Source organism: Colwellia sp. NW0002-52-1, from assembly GCF_057550865.1.
The window spans coordinates 39,398-55,679 of the sequence record NZ_BAAJLU010000021.1 but is presented as its reverse complement, the minus strand read 5'-3'; the positions used below and the strand labels follow the sequence as shown (position 1 = coordinate 55,679).

Genomic DNA, 16,282 nt, shown 5'->3' with positions numbered 1-16,282 from the left:
TAAAATAGCCGCCGCAGTTGCTAAAGCTAAAGCAAAAAAACTGGCTAATAATGCGCAAAAATCTTCAAGCGAAACTTCTAAGCAAAAGCAACAACAACCAGAGCATTCAGAAAATGTTGAGGCCGAAGCAAAAAACCTTGAAGCTGAAAACAAAAAAGCGCGCGTTGCTGCTGCAGTCGCTAAAGCGAAAGCAAAAAAGCTGGCTGCTTCAGCCAATAAATCAACCCATTCAGAGTAAATTAGCACCATGGCATTTTGGATAGCAAGTTCTCCACATAATCATCAACAAAGCGAAACCTCGGCCCTGATGAGGCTCGTTATATATGCCACAATTCCGGGTATATTGGCTCAATGGTACTTTTTTGGTTGGGGGAATTTAATTCATATAGCTTTAGCTGTAACCACTGCAATCGTGGCCGAATTTACTGTTTTGTCTCTTCGTGATAAAAAAATCACAACACAGTTATTTGATGGTAGCGCGATATTAACCGCGGTGCTACTTGGTATTAGTTTACCTGCTCTAGCACCTTGGTGGATAACCATTATTGGTAGCATATTTGCTATCGCAGTCGTTAAACAGCTTTACGGTGGTTTGGGCCATAACCCTTTTAATCCTGCGATGGCAGCGTATGTCATGTTGTTAATTTCATTCCCTGTACAAATGACCCAGTGGCAACCGCCATTGTCTTTATTGGCTATGGACATACAATTTAATGACACACTTGCGGTTATTTTCTCTGGTTATACCCCTCAAGGTTACTCTGTAGAACAAATTCGTACCCATATCGACGGCTACACCATGGCAACACCTTTGGATACCGTGAAAACTAACCTTACCCTCGGATTAACAGTCGCTGAAAGTATGAACTCACCCGTTATTGGCAAGCACTTTGGTTTAGGGTGGGAATGGATAAACGCAGGTTTTTTACTGGGTGGTTTATTTTTACTGTTCAAAAAAGCAATTCACTGGACCACACCATTTAGTTTCTTAATCAGTTTATTTGTTTGTAGTTTTATTGCTTTTATTATCAGCCCTGACAGCAGTACATCTACTATGTTTAACTGGTTTACCGGTGCAACAATGCTCGGCGCATTTTTCATTTTAACCGACCCTGTTTCAGGTGCAACCAGTGTAAAAGGTAGGTTAGTTTTTGGTGCGCTTGCTGGTTTATTAGTTTATTTAATTAGAAATTTTGGTGGTTACCCAGATGCGATAGCGTTCGCTGTATTGTTATGTAATATGGCAGCCCCTTTAATCGACCAATACACTCGACCGCGTACCTACGGACATGATTTAGGAGCTAAAAAGTAATGTCTGAATTAACGCCAGCAATCACTAAAAACTCACTAATATTAGCCTTATTTGCTATTACTTGCACAGCGGCAGTCGCTATTGTACAACTGCTTACTGCTGATCGTATTGAACAACAAGCGCAACAAAAACTTATCAGGCAGTTAAATCAAGTCATTCAAAAAGATAATCATGACAATGAAATGTTTCGTGACTGTATTGTCGCGCCTGAAGATAACAATTCAGATTTACTCATCGATGTTATCTATCGCGCTAGGCTTAATAATGCTCCAACTGCCGCAGCAATAAAAACCGTTGCCCCTGATGGTTATAGTGGCAATATCGAATTGTTAATTGCTATTAATACCGACGGCAGTGTTAGTGGCGTTAGAACCCTAATGCATAAGGAAACACCCGGCTTAGGTGATAAAATAGAGCGCAGAAAAAGTGATTGGATAGATAGTTTTTCAGGAAAAAAACTACTCGACGACAACGATAGTCGCTGGGCTGTTATAAAAGATGGTGGTATGTTCGACCAATTTACTGGCGCAACTATAACCCCGAGAGCTGTAGTTAAAACGGTAAGAAAAACAATCAAATATTTTGATAGTAATCAAGAGCGTATTTTTTCTACCGCCAGTAATTGTGGAGTTAACCCATGAAAATAAATCCAGAATATAAAGAACTCGCATGGCAAGGTTTATGGAAAAATAACCCAGGGCTTGTGCAGTTGCTTGGTCTTTGCCCTTTACTTGCTGTCACATCAACGGTTGTTAACGCCTTAGGCTTAGGCATAGCAACGCTGTTTGTTCTTATTTGTTCGAATGCTACCGTGTCTGCCATAAGACAATGGGTACCTAAAGAAATTCGTATTCCAATTTTCGTGCTGATTATTGCCACTTTTGTTACCTGTGTGCAATTACTCATGAACGCCTATACCTACGATTTATATCAATCGTTAGGTATATTCTTACCGCTTATTGTGACTAACTGCGCCATTATTGGTCGTGCCGAAGCCTACGCCTCTAAAAACCCGATCAAACAAGCAAGCTTCGATGGTTTAATGATGGGCCTTGGCTTCTTGGCAGTACTTCTGGTGCTTGGTGCGATACGTGAAATATTAGGCCAAGGAACATTATTTGATGGTGCAAACTTATTTCTTGGTGAATGGGCGACTCAACTTAAAATAGAAGTTTACCAACTTGATAGCCAGTTTTTATTAGCCATACTTCCTCCGGGTGCTTTTATTACTATGGGCTTTTTAATTGCAGGTAAAAATGCTATTGATCAAAAAATAGCGCAAGCTAAACCTAAAAAATTAGAACAAGCCATTGAGCGTGTACGTGTAAACTTTGAAAGTTAACACGACATATTTACTTGAAACTTAAAGTATAAAGAATCAAAAAGCCTGATGAATAAAGATAAAAGAATAGAAATGCTAACTCGGTTAAGGGATAACAATCCAAACCCGACCACCGAGCTAAATTTTTCCAGCCCTTTTGAGCTTTTAATTGCGGTACTGTTATCGGCTCAATCAACCGACGTTGGAGTTAATAAGGCTACGGATAAGTTATACCCTGTCGCCAATACTCCACAAGCTATACTTGACCTAGGTCTTGATGGCCTAAAATCTTATATTAAAACCATTGGCTTATTTAATACTAAAGCAGTAAACACGATTAAAACCTGTCAAATGTTAATAGATTTGCATGGCGGAGAAGTGCCTGAAAACAGAGCTGCGCTCGAAGCTCTGCCTGGTGTTGGTCGTAAAACGGCTAATGTCGTGTTAAATACCGCATTTGGTTGGCTAAAAGATAACGAAGGTAAATATTTTATTGCCGTTGATACCCATATTCAACGCGTAGCTAACCGCACTGGTTATGCTAAAGGTAAAACGGTTGAAGAAACCGAACAAAATATTGTTAAAAATACCCCAAGAAAAACTGAATTTTTCTTTAACTTGCACCACTGGTTAATACTGCACGGTCGCTATACTTGTGTAGCAAGAAAACCACGATGTGGCTCGTGTATTCTAGAAGACTTATGCGACTTTAAAGATAAAACTGAAGACTAATAGCTAACGCAAAAGTTTACGAAACATATTCATAAGCAATTAATAGCATTATCAATTAAACGTTAAAAGGATAAATCAACGATGAAATTTTTACACTCGATGGTTCGTGTTAACGACCTAGAAAAATCACTCGACTTTTATATTAAGCATTTAGGTTTAGTAGAAACTCGCCGTGTTGATATACCTGAAGGTAAATTTAGCTTAATATTTTTAGCAACTGAGCCAGGCGCGGCTGAAATAGAGCTTACCCACAATTGGGGATCGGAAGAAGAATATACTGTTGGCAGAAACTTTGGTCATTTAGCCTTTGAAGTTGACGATATTTATGCGTTATGTGAAAAGCTAATGGCTGCTGGTATTACCATCAATAGGCCTCCGCGTTGTGGCCATATGGCTTTTGTTAAATCGCCTGATAATATTTCCATTGAATTACTACAAAAAGGCGAAAAACTTGCGCCAAAAGAACCTTGGTTAAGCATGGAAAACACTGGTAGCTGGTAAGCTTAGTTGTTCTGTTTTAATAAGAAACAACGTTTACATTAACTTCTGTTATCTACTATCCTCTTGCACTAGCTCTCGTGAATTAAAGCCTGAACTATGATTTAGTTTAGGTTTTTAGTCATTTTATCTAGCCGTTTTTTGCTAATTATTATTTAACCTGAACTCTGGATAAGCAGCACTTGCTCAATGCTCCATTTTAAGCCATTTTCTGCGTTAAAACGTCGATAAATAGCGCGCTATTCATAAACGTTTTGCCTTGGAAATGGCATAAAATGAAGCATTGATAATATCTATTCGTGATGTTCACCTGGCTATAGCATTTACTTTATTACCTAAGCTTTTGGTTCACTTGAGTTTCAAGCACTCATTATCCAGAGTTCAGGTTATTTAATAAAAAAGAAAAGCTATATTTTTATCTCAAGTGTTGATTTTAAGTGCTTGATAAAAGCTTTGCTAGCATTTGAGAGTGAATGACTCTTCTTCCAAGCTAAACTCAGTTTAAATTCAATTTTAGGTTCAAAAGGAATTGAGGTCATCTGAGCTTCGTTTTGTAAAATACGCGACAAACATGTGGTTATTCCAACGTCATTACGCACTAACGATTTTTGTAATTCAATCAAGTTTGTTTCCATGCGTATATCGAGTTCAACTTGCTGCTGCTTAGCGTATTGACTTACCACTTCACGTAAAAAATACCCTTGATGAAACAATACTAAAGGCTGTTGGCAAAATTTTGCGAGTGAAACCGTATTTGCTTTCGCCAGCGGATGTAAGCTAGACATGCCCGCAACTATTTCTTCATTTATCAATTGTGTGTAACGCAGCTGCGAATGCTCTATATCGCCACGTATTAGCGCTAAATCTAATTCGCCATTCAGTAACATATTCTCTAGCGCTGCTGTGCCTTGATCTATTAATTGAATTTTAATTTTTGGGTATTGTTGCTTAAACTCAGTTAATACTGTTGGGAAATAATAAGAGCCCATCATAGCTGAAACACCAAAGCGAATAGTCCCTTGTTCAAGGTTTTTCAAATCTTCTAACGCTAACTCAACTTGGCCAACTTGGCTTAAGAGCTCAATGGCTAATTTATATAACACCTCGCCTTCTGCAGTTAATAAGGCATTTTTTTCTGCTCGATTTATTAGCTTGAGCCCAACTTCATGCTCTAGTTTTTGTATCGCAATGGTTAACGCTGGCTGAGCAATACCTATTTTTTCAGCTGTGCGAGTAAAGTTACCTAGTTGGGCTAACTGGCAAAAATATTCAAGGCGTTTTAAGTTCATAGCAGCTCAATCATAAACAAAATATATCAAACAAATATAAACTATATATTATATTTATTTATCTATTAAAGGTAGAGTGAGATCATAATTTAAAAACACGACTAAATACTCACGCAACAAGGTGTTCAAATGACAAAAACATTAGCCGCATTCAATTGGCAAGATCCTATGCTTTTAGATAACCAGCTCACTGAAGAAGAGCGTATGATCCGTGATACCGCGTATAACTATTGCCAAGAAAAATTGCTGCCACGGGTGCTTGAGGCTAATAGAGATGAACATTTCGACCGTGAAATTATGCGGGAATTAGGTCAACTAGGCTTGTTAGGTGCCACGTTACCGGCTAAATATGGCTGCAGTGAAGTTAATTATGTTAGTTATGGCTTAATTGCACGTGAAGTAGAGCGAGTAGATAGTGGTTATCGTAGTGCAATGAGTGTGCAGTCATCATTAGTTATGCACCCCATTTATGCATATGGTACTGAAGAGCAACGTATGAAATATTTGCCTAAACTTGCTTCTGGTGAATGGGTTGGTTGTTTTGGTTTAACTGAACCAAACTCAGGTAGCGATCCGGCTTCGATGACCACTCATGCCAATAAAGTCGAAGGTGGATATCGTATAACCGGCAATAAAATGTGGATCACCAATTCGCCCATTGCTGATGTTTTTGTAGTTTGGGCTAAGCTCGAAGGGAAAATCAGAGGCTTCGTACTAGAAAAAGGCATGACAGGCTTATCTGCCCCTAAAATTGAAGGTAAATTTTCTTTACGCGCCTCAGTAACTGGCGAAATCGTTATGGATAACGTATTTGTGCCAGATAAAAACATGTTCCCTGAAGTTAGCGGTTTAGCTGGCCCTTTTGGTTGTTTAAATAAAGCACGTTACGGTATTGCTTGGGGTTCATTAGGTGCAGCAGAGTTTTGCTTTAATGCCGCAAGAACTTACACGATTGATCGTCAACAATTTGGGCGTCCTTTAGCGTCAAATCAGTTAATTCAAAAAAAGCTCGCTGATATGCAAACTGAAATATCACTGGGTTTACAAGGTTGTTTGCAAATGGGCCGTTTAATGGATGCTGACCAATGTCCAGTCGAGTTAATTTCTTTATTAAAACGAAACAACTGTGGAAAATCACTTGATATAGCGCGTGTTGCCCGTGATATGCACGGTGGTAATGGTATAAGTGATGAATTCGGTGTTATTCGCCATATGATGAACCTTGAAGCCGTAAACACCTACGAAGGTACGCATGATATTCATGCACTCATTTTAGGCCGAGCTATTACTGGTTTTCAGGCTTTCTGCTAATGACAAGTGCATTAGGGAACATTAAGGTTGTCGATTTAAGTCGAATATTAGCTGGGCCTTGGGCTTCGCAAATGTTAGCTGACATGGGGGCAGAAGTAATTAAAGTTGAACGCCCTCACAAAGGTGACGATACACGGTTTTGGGGCCCCCCTTTTATAAAAACTGCCTGCGGTGACCAACCGCCACAAGCAGCTTACTTTCACTGTGTAAACCGCAATAAAAAATCGATAGCAATCGACATAACACAACAAGCTGGTCAACAAGTTATAAAAGACTTAATCATGCAGGCTGATGTACTCATTGAAAACTATAAAGTCGGTGGATTAGCAAAATACAACCTTGATTATGACAGTGTAAAAGCACTGAACCCTCGTTTAGTTTATTGCTCTATTACCGGCTTTGGTCAAAGTGGCCCAAGTGCCCATAAAGCAGGTTACGATGCCATGATACAAGGTGAAGGCGGCTTAATGAGTTTAACTGGCCAGCCTGATGGCATGCCAATGAAAGTTGGCGTTGCAGTTGTTGATGTAATGACAGGTTTATACAGTTGTAATGCAATACTGGCAGCGCTGATGGCTCGACATCAAACTAATCAAGGGCAACACATCGATATTGCCCTGCTCGATGTGCAAGTAGCAACGTTAGCCAATCAAGGGATGAATTATTTAGCAACCAGTAAAAACCCACAAAGATTAGGCAATGAACATCCTAACATAGTGCCGTATCAAACCTTTGCAACACAAGATGGCAGTCTCATTTTAGCTATTGGTAACGATAATCAATTTATCAAATTTTGTCAGGTTGCTAACTGCCCTAGCCTTGCTGAAGATGCATTATATGCTACAAATGCTCAGCGTGTGGTTAATCGAAACAAGCTTATTCCATTGTTAGCAACCAAACTTGCTTCGCATCCTACCCTTTGGTGGATAGAGCAACTTGAGTCGGTCGCGGTTCCTTGTGGGGCCGTTAACACCTTAGAGCAAGTGTTTAATCATCCGCAAATTAAACACCGTGAAATGGTAAAACAAGTTGCCAATCAACAAGGAGAGTTAATTAAAACAATTGCATCACCCATCAATTTATCAGCAACACCTCTACAGTATCACAGCGCTTCGCCTGACTTAGGACAACATAGTTATGAGGTTTTAACGAACTTACTTGCTTACACACAAGCAGATATAAAAAAATTATTTACTGATAAAATCATCAGTTAAACAAACGGATAAGGTATTTATTTTACATTATTCGTTTGTTTAACATAAAGTCGATACAACGAGTTGTTAACTCACTCGATATACTTCGATTCAATTCAAAACCTATAAAATTACAGTAAACGCTTATTTGTAACATAGGGTTGGAATAGCTAATTTCTGATAAGTCACTATCACGTGTGCTTAATTCACGTTAATATACTGAATTAATTACTCAAAATATTATTCAGAAGTTCATGGCCTTAAAATCAACCATCAATAAAGCGACTGTTCATTTATCAGATATGGATCGTAACTATTACGACACCATACAACTGACCATAGCGCAACACCCGTCTGAAACCGATCGTCGTATGATGATCCGCCTTATCGCTTATGTGTTAAACGCCAGTGAAAACCTGCAATTTGGTAAAGGTGTGAGTGATGAAGACGAAGCAGCCATTTGGCGAATTAATTACAGCGAAGTTATCGAGTTGTGGATTGAGCTGGGGCAACTCGACGATAAACGTCTTAAAAAAGCCTGTAATCGCGCACAAGAAGTAAAACTGTATTGCTATGGCAGTAGTGTAGACACTTGGTGGCAACAATCTAAAAGTAAGTTGAATCAATTTGGTAAACTTTCAATTGAATCTTTTAGTGAAGAAACAGCGCAAGCTTTAGAACTGTTAGCTGATCGCTCCATGGAATTTCAAATTAGTATTCAAGATGCTCAAGTTTGGCTGACCAGTGGCGAACAATCCTTATTAATTGAACTAACGAAACTTAAGTAACCTGAACTCTAAATAAGCAGCACTTGCTCAAAGCACACATATTCGCTTGCTGTTAGTCGCTCACTTTACCTTTTTATGCTGTTGTAAAGTTTCGCTTCAGCTATGATAACGTTATAACTAATTGAACTAGAATGACAAAAACATGATGAAAAAATTAAAGTTTATCCCTAAGAAAAAACAACATTCGACTCTAAAAACTGTTTTAGTATCTCTCTTAATTACCAGTTCATTTTGCACTACGGCTGAAATAATACCGTCTGAACAAGTTATAAAAGATATTACATATTTAGCGTCTGACGATTTAAAGGGTCGAGCAAGCTTTAGTCCTGAGATTGACAAAGCCGCAAATTATATTGCTAAACGTTTTGCTGAAATTGGTCTTCAGCCATTGCACAACGAAAGTTTTTTACAAACATTTACTGTTAGTCAAATACAACCGAATACACTGAGTGTTAATCTAAATGGCAAACAAATTAGTCCTAAAAATACGGCTATAGCTTCAACAATAGAAAAGCTTGAATGGGATAATAATGTTGCTCAAGTGCATATCATTAATAAAGATGATGATATGCGAACAGCCTTAAGTAAGTTAAATCAACAAGGTGGACAGCATTTAGTCGTTATCGATAATTCACATAAGAAAACTTTTAAAGCTTATCAGGGATATTTTAATCGCGGCTTAACTAAGCTTTTACTTGAACACTCTGGCGCACTTGTTTTGGTATTACGCGATGACAATAGCGTTGAAAGTAAAATTGAACAATATAAGGTGAGCGCCAGCGCAACAATTACGCAACAAACATTAACCAATGTTGTTGGTGTTCTTCCCGGTAAACAAAGCCCTGAAGACATTGTTTTATACTCTTCACATTATGATCATTTAGGTGTTACTGAAGATGGTAAGCAAATTTATAATGGCGCTGATGACGATGCTTCAGGCACTACAGCGGTATTAAACTTGGCACAGTTTTTTGCTAATAAAGGCGACAATAAACGCAGCTTAATGTTTAGTGCATTTACCGCTGAAGAAATTGGCGGCTTTGGTTCAAAATATTTTTCACAGCAACTTAATCCTGACCATGTTGTTGCGATGATCAATATTGAAATGATCGGTAAACCATCTAAGTTTGGAGCTGGCACGATTTGGATGACAGGTATGGAGCGCTCGAACTTAGGTGAGCTACTGAATAAAAATCTCGTAGAAATTAACACACAAATTTATCAAGACCCGTATCCAGAGCAAGGCTTATTCTATCGTTCTGACAACGCCACGCTAGCCCGATTAGGTGTGCCTGCACACAGTTTTAGCAGCACACAACTTGATAAAGATCAGCATTATCATAAGGTAACTGACGATATTAATAGCTTAGATCTTTCGTCAATGCATAAAGTAATAGAAACATTAGCCACCGCGACTCAACCATTAGTTGACGGTTTAGCAACACCAACACGTATTGATAAAGCACAGGTGCGCTCAATGGGTAAAATTTACTAACATATTGAGAATAATCGCTGAGCCATAAGCCATGATACATAATACATAATACATAATACATAATACATTATGGTTTTATGGCTTATGCGTATTAAACCTATTTTCAATGATTTATACCCTAGATTCAGCGCTGAATTTATCACTTACCTTGTTTAACCATTAAAACATTAATGTTGGCACTGCCAACGCATTTTAAACTCCAAAGCATTGCGCTCAGTTACCATAAAACCATGACGAAGATATAACGTCTTTGCAGGATTATGTAATAACACATTTAAGGTTATATCGATCTGTTTCTCTTGTGCTTTTGTCTTAACTAAATCAAGTACCCTACCGCCAATACCTAAACCTTGATAAGCCGGTAATAATTGAAATTGTCTGACATGAATTTTATCGGGAAATAAGCCTAATTTTAATAAACCAATGCTATCGTTTTCAATCAGAATAAGATGAGAGTCAGCAAAATATTCATCAATACGTTTTAAATGAGCGTTGTCATCAAGGTAAATTCCCGCCAGTTGTAAATGTTGATCCATAGCATTTTTTCGCAAGGTTAACAAAAATGCTCTATCAGCTAACGTAGCTCGGCGGAAACTAATCATTGCAGAACGCTTTGACGAATTACTTTTCTGGTTAAGAACTTGTGAAATTTTTGCCATTAAGAACCAATAACTGATTAACCCATATACTTACTATATCAAGTTGATTAATTAGGTAAACCATTTACTCCTGCAGCTAAAAATTAGTAAAAAGTATTGAAGTAACGCAAAAAAACAGCCATTGAGCGCGCGAAGCTTGATCCGATGACAAAAATAACGGCAATATAAGGTATAAACTAATATAGGAAAATAACATGAACTTCAATAAATCACTTATTGTTATCTCTATCACCGCAGTATTAAGTGTTGCTTGTAGTAATGAAACAACTACTGCAGCTTCTAAAGGGAATAACGCCCTTGCAATGGCCACTGAATCAAATATTAATAGCACAGTAAGTGCTTCTCAAGCGGCTAATGAGTTATTCGACACAATTTTTATGGAAGGTGTTAATCGCAACCCTGTTAGACAAACCTATCTTGGTATAAAAACTGATTATGATAAGTGGCAAGACCTATCAGAAGAAAACAGTGCTAAAGAACTCGCTTATGCAAAACAAGCACTTAAACGTATTCAAATTATCAAGGTAGAGAACCTTGATAAACAAACAAAGCTAAGTTATCAATTACTGACTCAGAAGCTAGAGCAACAAATTGCTGACTATCCATGGCGTCATCATAACTACCCGGTTAATCAAATGTTTGGTGTGCATTCTCAAATACCTGCATTATTGATCAACCAACATAGCATTAAAGACACCAAGCAAGCACATGACTATATTGCCCGTGTAAAGAATGCAAAAGTGTTGTTAGAGCAATTAGTTGATCAACTTAAAATCAGAGAAAGTAAAGGCATTATCGCACCAAAATTTGTTTTTGGTCATGTTATTCGTGATTCAAAAAACTTAACAGTTGGCGCACCGTTTGATAATGGTGATGACAGTACGTTATACGCTGACTTTACGGCAAAAATAGCTAAGTTAGACATTCCTGATGCAGAAAAAAAAGCATTAACTGATGAACTATCTTCGGCATTAACCACTGAGTTTCAAACTGGCTACCAAACATTAGTTAGTTACTTAACCGAACTTGAGAAAAAAGCAGATAACACTGATGGTGCTTGGAAGTTTCCAAACGGTAACAAGTTTTACAACAATGCACTAAATCGCACGACCACAACAGATTTAACTGCTGATGAAATTCATCAAATAGGTTTAGATGAAGTGGCTCGCATTCATGATGAAATGCGTGTCATTATGACTAAAGTTGGTTTTAAAGGCACATTAAATGAATTTTTCCAATTTATGCGCCACGACCCACAATTTTATTATGCCGGAGATGATGCCGGACGTCAGCGCTACTTAACTGAGGCAACAGCCTTAATTAACACCATGAAAGGTGAATTAGACCAATTATTTATTACTAAACCTAAAGCTGATTTAAAAGTTAAGAAAGTTGAAGAGTTTAGAGAAAAATCTGCCGGTAAAGCATTTTACCAACAGCCTGCACCAGATGGTTCACGTCCAGGTATTTACTACGCCAACCTATACGATATGGCCGCTATGCCAACTTACCAAATGGAAGCTTTAGCTTACCATGAAGGTATTCCTGGGCATCATATGCAAATAGCCTTAAAACAAGAGCTTGAAGGTATTCCTAAATTCAGAAAATTTGGTGGATATACAGCTTATAGCGAAGGTTGGGGCTTATATTCGGAAATGATCCCGAAAGAAATTGGCTTTTACCAAGACCCATATTCTGACTTTGGCCGTTTAGCCATGGAACTATGGCGTGCTTGTCGTTTAGTGGTTGATACCGGTATACACAATAAAAAATGGGACCGTGCACAAGGTATTGAATATTATGTAAATAATACACCTAATGCAGAGTCAGATGCTGTAAAAATGGTTGAACGTCACGTGGTAATGCCATCGCAAGCAACCGCTTATAAAATTGGTATGTTAAAAATTGTTGAGCTGCGCGGAAAAGCAAAACAAGCATTAGGCGATAAGTTTGATATTCGTGAGTTTCATGATGTAGTGCTAACCAATGGCGCTGTACCACTTAACGTACTTGAAGTTATGGTTAACGACTATATTGCCGCTAAAAGTTAAGTTTATCGAAAGTAAGTCTTTTTACGTTTTAACGAAAAAACTAAAGTTAAAGTTAAAGTTAAAGTTAAAGTTAAAGTTAACACTATAGTTAATGCTTAAATTAAAAACGCCAAATACTTTTAATATTTGGCGTTTTTGTTTTTGTGTTTTATTACATTAATCTGTATTTTATTAAGGTAAAAACTAGGATTTTAAACATCATCAAAGCTTGAACCTTTAACAAATATTGTGTCGGGCTTTAATCACTAACAAGGAATAAAAATGGAATTGAAAGTTATCCCCGTATTACAGGTAGCGATTGCGATAATATTAATGAGCCTACTGCAATACTGCTTACCTGATATAACGCTCAGCAGCTTTGTTGCTTCCTCTGTTACGATTTCCTTAGTCACATTATTAATGGTTATTGCAATAGTGATTGGCTTTCTTGCCATTTATAGTTTTCGAGTACACCAAACAACCGTAAACCCAACTAAGCCTGAAACGTCATCTCAAGTAGTAGATAGCGGTATTTACAAGTATTCTAGAAACCCAATGTATTTAGCGATGTTACTAGCATTATTTGCTTATGCAACTTATCTTGAGAACCCACTTAATTTATTAATTTGTGGACTTTTTGTTTGGTATATCACTAAATATCAAATTGTGCCTGAAGAACACATGTTAATAAAATTGTTTGGTGAAGATTATGTCACTTATAAAAACAAAGTTCGCCGTTGGCTATAGGTTTACAGAATTTTCTTTAGACAAGAAGTGTTACGTTTAGAAATGGTAAATACTGCAATATGATCTTCATACTAAGCACATGTTTAGTCGTGACTTAAATTCGATTTTCACTGGTTATTCGAGGGAATATGCTGTTAAGACACTGGACACATAATCAGAAAAAAATTGAGTTTTCCCCTTTAACAGGTGAAGCTAAAACGATACTTTTAAAAAGTTCAAAAAGTACAGATTCTATCTGTTTAGGTTTTTCTCATAGCGAAAAAAAATTGTTTGGCTCTAAAGTCAATTTTGCGACTTACATTGAAGATACAAAAATAATATTTAACGCAGGTAAAAAAAGCTGGGATACGGGTGCTGATGGAATTCAATTTAAACATTCAACACCGTATCCATTTATATCTAAATTTCAAGTTATTGAAAATGGTAATTGTACTTTTCGTATTCTCTACTCCCATTTAGGCCGAGCACTACTCTCTCTTATTGATGTTACCTACGATCAACTTGATAAAGATGCGGACTTTTATTTAGAGTATATGGCAAAAGTCTTACTTGACTCTGAATGGCGAGCTACAGCTAAAGATAGATGGGGACAACATAAAGTAGGGTCAGATACACATTAATTGATTTTGGTTATTTTGGTGGTTTTGGTAACTGTAAAGCATTTATGTTGAGCTTAAAGCTTGATCATCTTGCTCGCTTTTGGAAATATCAGGTAACTAAAGATTAATGTGTACCTGACCCTACTTTATTTGGTTGTGTTTGTTTGGGGATAGGTCAGTATCAGAATTATTCAAAAGTTATAAAACCTGACCAAAATATTAGGGAGCGTTTATTTTCCCGTAACACTTTCATCAGGCTTTATGATAATCAAGTTTGAGAATTAGGCTTTCTTTAAGTAACTGGCAACTAATACAATACGTGTACCATTTACCTTACCTTCAATATGCTCTGGGTTGTCAGTTAAACTGATGCCTCGAACCATGGTGCCTTGTTTAGCGGTAAAGTTTGCGCCTTTAACTTTTAAATCTTTAATAAGCGTAACATTATCGCCATCTTGTAATTCAGTACCATTACTGTCGCGTGTAGGGCCTTCTCGCTCGGCAGCAGCAATGCCCTGCTCAGCCCAAGTTTTAACAGCGTCTTCAAGGTAAATCATATCTAATGCATCTTGTGCCCAGCTTTCAGCTGACAATTTATGTAACAAACGATAAGCCATTACTTGAACAGCTGGCTCTTGATTCCACATAGCATCGGTTAAACAACGCATGTGGTTAACATCAAGCGCTTTTGTACCTTCAACTTGCTCTAAACAGTTGTTACATAGATAGATACTTTGTTGAGCACTTAAATCGCTAGTAGGAGGTACCGGAAATACCGATAAGTTATCTGGTGAGGTACATAATTCACAGTTGTTATTGCTGCGTGCTTTTAAAGCATTTTCAGTTGGCATAAAAGGATCTCCTAAAATTTTTGCGCTATTATGCTCCTAATTCACAATTTTAAAAAGTGTCGATTTTAAAAAGAGATAATTTATAGCTAAAGTGAGTTATTTAAAGCTGAGGGTTTTGTTGATTTTAAACTGTGGCTCTGAGAGAAAACAGCTTTGTTACTTTTAAAAATAAAGCAACAAAGCTAGAGTTTGATCACATAAATATGTAAAAGTTTACTCTAAATTTTTGGTGATATGATGAGATGCCGCCGCGGTAAATACCACATCAGTAGAGCTATTTAATGCCGTTTCAGCTGAATCTTGAATAACGCCAATAATAAATCCTATCGCAACAACTTGCATCGCAATATCGGTATTAATGCCAAACAAACCGCAAGCTAGTGGAATAAGCAGTAAAGAACCGCCAGCAACGCCTGACGCACCACAAGCTGATACCGCAGCAACTACGCTCAGGAGAATCGCGGTAGCAAAATCAACTTCAATATTTAAGGTGTTTGCCGCCGCGAGAGTTAGTACTGTAATAGTAATAGCAGCGCCCGCCATATTAATGGTGGCACCTAAAGGGATAGAGACCGAATAAGTGTCTTCATGTAAATCAAGCTTTTCACATAACTCCATATTTACGGGGATATTTGCTGCTGAACTTCGGGTAAAAAATGCCGTAATACCTGATTCCTTAATACAAGTCAGTACCAAAGGATAAGGGTTTTTACGCATAATAATATAGACAATTAATGGGTTAACTACCAAAGCAATAATTAGCATTGCGCCGATTAACACTAGTACCAAGTGGGTAAATTCACTTAAGGTTTCAAAGCCAGTTGTTGCAACAGTATTGGCTACTAGGCCCATAATACCTAGTGGCGCAAAACGTATCACTAATTTCACCACACTAGAAATAGCTTCAGCAAGGTCATCAACCATGACTTTAGTGCTGTCGCTAGCTTTTTTTAATGCAAAGCCTAAACCTAAACCCCAAGCTAAAATACCAATAAAGTTACCCGTAATAACAGCATTAAAAGGGTTATCAACAATTTTAAATGCCAGTGTTGTTAACACTTCACCTAGCCCTTGTGGCGGGTTAGCGCTAGCGCCAACAATATCTAAGGTTAACTGCACAGGAAAGAGAAAACTTAACGCAACAGCAACTAGCGCCGCACTGATAGTACCAATTAAATAAAGCCCTACTATGGGTTTTAAATTAGCATCACTGTTAGGTTTTTGATTAGCAATAGATGCCGCGACTAAAACCAGTACCAAAATGGGTGCTACTGCTTTTAAAGCATTTACAAATAAATCACCTAAAATAGAAAATGACATCGCAAGTTTAGGCGATACAACAGCTAAAATAACGCCAAAAATAATGGCTATAATGATTTGATTGACGATATTTATAGATTTGAGCTTGGTAATAAAAGAAGGGGTTTGTGTAGTATTGTCTAATGTCATAATTTATC

The 16,282-nt window shown here is 37.6% G+C and carries 17 protein-coding genes; 13 read left to right on the top strand and 4 right to left on the bottom strand.

Annotation, left to right across the window (positions count from 1 at the left end):
* The 6 genes from AC27H3_RS16240 to AC27H3_RS16215 all read left to right on the top strand — a co-directional run.
* A partial coding sequence (locus AC27H3_RS16240) for a hypothetical protein (RefSeq protein WP_487107817.1) occupies positions 1-238 on the top strand: 238 nt, incomplete at its 5' end.
* Positions 239-247: 9 nt separating this feature from the next.
* Positions 248-1,312, top strand: coding sequence for an electron transport complex subunit RsxD (gene rsxD, locus AC27H3_RS16235; RefSeq protein WP_487107815.1), 1,065 nt, complete (start codon positions 248-250; stop codon positions 1,310-1,312).
* Positions 1,312-1,953, top strand: a complete 642-nt coding sequence (rsxG, locus tag AC27H3_RS16230) for an electron transport complex subunit RsxG (RefSeq protein WP_487107813.1) — start codon at positions 1,312-1,314, stop codon at positions 1,951-1,953. The genes rsxD and rsxG overlap by 1 nt, the downstream gene beginning before the upstream one ends.
* A complete protein-coding gene (locus AC27H3_RS16225; protein ID WP_085302491.1) occupies positions 1,950-2,654 on the top strand; it encodes an electron transport complex subunit E in 705 nt (234 codons plus the stop codon). Before rsxG ends, AC27H3_RS16225 begins: the two co-directional genes overlap by 4 nt.
* Positions 2,655-2,702: 48 nt before the next feature.
* Positions 2,703-3,365 (top strand): endonuclease III, encoded by a 663-nt coding sequence (gene nth, locus AC27H3_RS16220; RefSeq protein ID WP_085302493.1) that lies wholly within the window; start codon positions 2,703-2,705, stop codon positions 3,363-3,365.
* A gap of 81 nt (positions 3,366-3,446) precedes the next feature.
* A complete protein-coding gene (locus tag AC27H3_RS16215) occupies positions 3,447-3,866 on the top strand; it encodes a VOC family protein (RefSeq protein WP_085302495.1) in 420 nt (139 codons plus the stop codon).
* A 404-nt stretch (positions 3,867-4,270) separates the two neighbouring features.
* On the opposite strand, the gene AC27H3_RS16210 is transcribed toward AC27H3_RS16215, so the two are convergent.
* Positions 4,271-5,152, bottom strand: a complete 882-nt coding sequence (locus tag AC27H3_RS16210) for a LysR family transcriptional regulator (protein WP_487107810.1) — start codon at positions 5,150-5,152, stop codon at positions 4,271-4,273.
* A 129-nt stretch (positions 5,153-5,281) separates the two neighbouring features.
* Between AC27H3_RS16210 and AC27H3_RS16205 the strand changes: the two genes are divergently transcribed.
* The 4 genes from AC27H3_RS16205 to AC27H3_RS16190 all read left to right on the top strand — a co-directional run bounded on the left by AC27H3_RS16205 (position 5,282) and on the right by AC27H3_RS16190 (position 9,939).
* Positions 5,282-6,463: an acyl-CoA dehydrogenase gene (locus tag AC27H3_RS16205; protein ID WP_487107809.1), complete on the top strand. Its 1,182-nt coding sequence runs from the start codon at positions 5,282-5,284 to the stop codon at positions 6,461-6,463.
* Positions 6,463-7,677: a CaiB/BaiF CoA transferase family protein gene (locus AC27H3_RS16200; RefSeq protein ID WP_487107807.1), complete on the top strand. Its 1,215-nt coding sequence runs from the start codon at positions 6,463-6,465 to the stop codon at positions 7,675-7,677. Before AC27H3_RS16205 ends, AC27H3_RS16200 begins: the two co-directional genes overlap by 1 nt.
* 233 nt (positions 7,678-7,910) lie before the next feature.
* Positions 7,911-8,444: a YaeQ family protein gene (locus tag AC27H3_RS16195; RefSeq protein ID WP_487107805.1), complete on the top strand. Its 534-nt coding sequence runs from the start codon at positions 7,911-7,913 to the stop codon at positions 8,442-8,444.
* 142 nt (positions 8,445-8,586) lie between these two features.
* Positions 8,587-9,939: a M20/M25/M40 family metallo-hydrolase gene (locus AC27H3_RS16190; RefSeq protein WP_487107803.1), complete on the top strand. Its 1,353-nt coding sequence runs from the start codon at positions 8,587-8,589 to the stop codon at positions 9,937-9,939.
* 167 nt (positions 9,940-10,106) lie between these two features.
* Here the strand turns inward: AC27H3_RS16190 and AC27H3_RS16185 are convergent, their stop codons facing one another.
* The gene (locus AC27H3_RS16185) at positions 10,107-10,598 is read right to left on the bottom strand and encodes a GNAT family N-acetyltransferase (RefSeq protein WP_487107801.1); all 492 of its coding nucleotides are present in this window, start codon (positions 10,596-10,598) and stop codon (positions 10,107-10,109) included.
* Between the two features lie 194 nt (positions 10,599-10,792).
* Between AC27H3_RS16185 and AC27H3_RS16180 the strand changes: the two genes are divergently transcribed.
* The 3 genes from AC27H3_RS16180 (at position 10,793) to AC27H3_RS16170 (ending at position 13,995) form a co-directional block, all read left to right on the top strand.
* A complete protein-coding gene (locus AC27H3_RS16180; protein WP_487107799.1) occupies positions 10,793-12,649 on the top strand; it encodes a DUF885 domain-containing protein in 1,857 nt (618 codons plus the stop codon).
* A gap of 261 nt (positions 12,650-12,910) precedes the next feature.
* Positions 12,911-13,375, top strand: coding sequence for a methyltransferase family protein (locus AC27H3_RS16175; protein WP_487107797.1), 465 nt, complete (start codon positions 12,911-12,913; stop codon positions 13,373-13,375).
* A 128-nt stretch (positions 13,376-13,503) separates the two neighbouring features.
* Positions 13,504-13,995, top strand: a complete 492-nt coding sequence (locus AC27H3_RS16170) for a hypothetical protein (protein WP_487107795.1) — start codon at positions 13,504-13,506, stop codon at positions 13,993-13,995.
* A gap of 260 nt (positions 13,996-14,255) precedes the next feature.
* Here AC27H3_RS16170 and AC27H3_RS16165 read toward each other — a convergent pair whose 3' ends face one another.
* The gene (locus tag AC27H3_RS16165; RefSeq protein WP_487107793.1) at positions 14,256-14,825 is read right to left on the bottom strand and encodes a PhnA domain-containing protein; all 570 of its coding nucleotides are present in this window, start codon (positions 14,823-14,825) and stop codon (positions 14,256-14,258) included.
* Between the two features lie 213 nt (positions 14,826-15,038).
* The gene (gene sstT / locus AC27H3_RS16160; RefSeq protein WP_487107792.1) at positions 15,039-16,274 is read right to left on the bottom strand and encodes a serine/threonine transporter SstT; all 1,236 of its coding nucleotides are present in this window, start codon (positions 16,272-16,274) and stop codon (positions 15,039-15,041) included.
* Between the last annotated feature and the right edge of the window lie 8 nt (positions 16,275-16,282).